This window comes from Streptomyces sp. NPDC127092 (assembly GCF_042722475.1).
Taxonomy (GTDB): Bacteria; Actinomycetota; Actinomycetes; order Streptomycetales; family Streptomycetaceae; genus Streptomyces.
Map to the genome: position 1 here is coordinate 1 of NZ_JBHXFE010000133.1, position 2391 is coordinate 2391.

General features: G+C 70.3%; 4 protein-coding genes. 1 reads left to right on the forward strand and 3 read right to left on the reverse strand.

What is annotated here, in order from left to right; translation table 11 throughout:
* Positions 1-400, reverse strand: a 400-nt coding sequence (locus ACFWJO_RS37935) for a CarD family transcriptional regulator (protein WP_386872693.1), incomplete at its 3' end; no start/stop codon positions are given.
* Positions 401-601: 201 nt separating this feature from the next.
* Here ACFWJO_RS37935 and ACFWJO_RS37940 point away from each other — a divergent pair.
* Positions 602-1153, forward strand: coding sequence for a hypothetical protein (locus tag ACFWJO_RS37940; protein WP_036384688.1), 552 nt, complete (start codon positions 602-604; stop codon positions 1151-1153).
* A gap of 91 nt (positions 1154-1244) precedes the next feature.
* Here ACFWJO_RS37940 and ACFWJO_RS37945 read toward each other — a convergent pair whose 3' ends face one another.
* A complete protein-coding gene (locus ACFWJO_RS37945; protein WP_002858071.1) occupies positions 1245-1925 on the reverse strand; it encodes a response regulator transcription factor in 681 nt (226 codons plus the stop codon).
* Positions 1922-2391, reverse strand: a 470-nt coding sequence (locus tag ACFWJO_RS37950) for a sensor histidine kinase (protein ID WP_386872697.1), incomplete at its 5' end; no start/stop codon positions are given. The genes ACFWJO_RS37945 and ACFWJO_RS37950, both read right to left, overlap by 4 nt.

A 2391-nucleotide genomic window follows, 5' to 3' on the forward strand; every position in this document is an offset into this window, starting at 1 on the left:
CCTGGCGGGCCTTCGCGAGCATGCGCTTCTCGCCGGCGGACAGGCCGCGGTCCTGGTCGCGGCGCCACAGGTCGCGGACGACCTCGGCCACCTTGTTGACGTCGCCGCTGGCGAGCTTCTCCAGGTTGGCCTTGTAGCGGCGGGACCAGTTGGTCGGCTCCTCCACGTGCTCGGCGCGCAGGACCTCCATGGCGTGCTCGAGCCCCTCCGCATCCACGACGTCACGCACGCCGACGAGGTCGACGTTCTCCGCAGGGACCTCGATGGTCAGGTCTCCCTGGGCCACCTTGAGCTTGAGGTACATCTTCTCCTCCCCCTTGATGGTGCGCATCTTGATCTCCTCGATCCGCGCAGCACCGTGGTGGGGGTAGACGACGGTCTCTCCGACCTCAAAAACCATGTTGTTGTGCCCCTTTCAGTCGTCTCATTCTATCATGCGGCCTCGTCGTGCCGCGCGTGCCGTCACATCTTCGGCCTCCGGATGTGATAGTGGACGACCCCGCACCACAGGCCTGCCGGCGTCCCGGGATGCGGTAGCCTGACCTGGCAGGGCCCCTGCCTCGGGGCTCCTGAGCACGTCATCGCACCTGAGGAGACCTCTGTGAAGAACGCATCCCGGCCCGCCCGGCGCCACCTCGCCGCAGGTGCGCTGGCCGCGGTCGCCCTGCTGGGCGCCACCGGCTGCTCCGCCGTGAGCCCGATCGCCACCGCCATCCAGTACTCCCCCTCGGACGGCATCAACGGCCAGGAGCAGGACTTCCTGAGCTACCGCAACCTCGCCCTCGTCGGCGACGGCGAGTCGGGCCCCGCCCGCCTGATCGGCACCGTGGAGAACACCTCCGGCCAGGATCAGACCTACACCTTCCAGGCCGAGGGCGGCGGCTCCGCGACCCTGAAGGTCCCCGCCGGCGAGAGCCGCAAGCTCGAGGACGAGGCGAACACAACCGTCCTGGAGCGCGAGGGCGTGTGGGTCGGCGAGAACCTGCCCGTGACCGTCTCCGGCAACGGCGGCACCGCCGACCTGGCCGTCCCGCTGCTGAGCGCCACCCAGGAGCAGTACCGTGACCTGCTCCCCGAGGGAGTCGAGCCCTCGGAGGAGGATCTCGTCGGGCACCTCCACGAGGAGACCCACCACTACGGCGAGGAGCACTGACCTCCGCCGGGCCTACGCCCGGCACGCAACGGCCCCGGCCCCACCGCGAGGTGGAGCCGGGGCCGTCGTCGTCCCGGGAGGAGCGCGCCGGTCAGGCCTCGAACTTGTAGCCCAGACCGCGCACCGTGACGAGGTAGCGGGGGCTCGAGGGGTCGGGTTCGATCTTGGAGCGCAGGCGCTTCACGTGCACGTCGAGGGTCTTGGTGTCCCCCACGTAGTCGGAGCCCCACACGCGGTCGATCAGCTGGCCGCGGGTGAGCACGCGCCCGGCGTTGCGCAGCAGCATCTCCAGCAGCTCGAACTCCTTGAGCGGCAGGGACACCTGCTCGCCGTCCACGGAGACGACGTGCCGCTCGACGTCCATGCGCACGGGGCCGGCGCTGATGGTCGCCGACATCGGCTCCTCCTGCTCCCCCTGACGGCGCAGCACGGCGCGGACGCGGGCCACCAGCTCGCGTGAGGAGTACGGCTTGGTCACGTAGTCGTCCGCGCCGAGCTCGAGGCCGACGACCTTGTCGATCTCCGAGTCCTTCGCGGTCAGCATGATCACGGGGACGTTGGAGCGCTGGCGCACCTGACGGCACACCTCGGTGCCGGACATCCCCGGGAGCATCAGGTCCAGGAGGATCAGGTCCGCGCTGTCGCGCTCGAAGACGCTCAGCGCCTCGTTGCCGTCGGCGGCGACGGTGACCTCGAACCCCTCCTTCTCCAGGAGGTAGGACAGGGGGTCGCTGAACGACTCCTCGTCCTCCACGATCAGAATGCGGCTCATGCGCTCGTCTCCTTCCGGGTCGGGGGTGCGGCCGAGGCGGTCACCCGGTGACCGCGCCGCTCGGTGACGTGGGCGGCACCCGGCGCGCCGTCGACGGCGACACCGTCCCCCCACTCGGGCAGGCGGATGGTGAAGGTCGACCCGCGGCCCGGCTGGGACCAGAGGGTGACCTCCCCTCCGTGGTTGATGACGACGTGCTTGACGATGCTCAGCCCCAGGCCCGTGCCGCCCGTCTGACGCGACCGCGCCGCGTCCACGCGGTAGAAGCGTTCGAAGACCCGCTCCTGCTCCTCCGGGCTGATGCCGATGCCCTGGTCCGTGACGGTGACCTGCGCGAGCCCGTCCACGGAGCTCAGGCCGATGCCGACCGTGGTGCCCTCCGGGGAGTAGCGCACCGCGTTGTCCACCAGGTTGCGCACCGCGGTCATCAGCTGGTCCTGGTCCCCGTGCACCACCGCGTCCACGC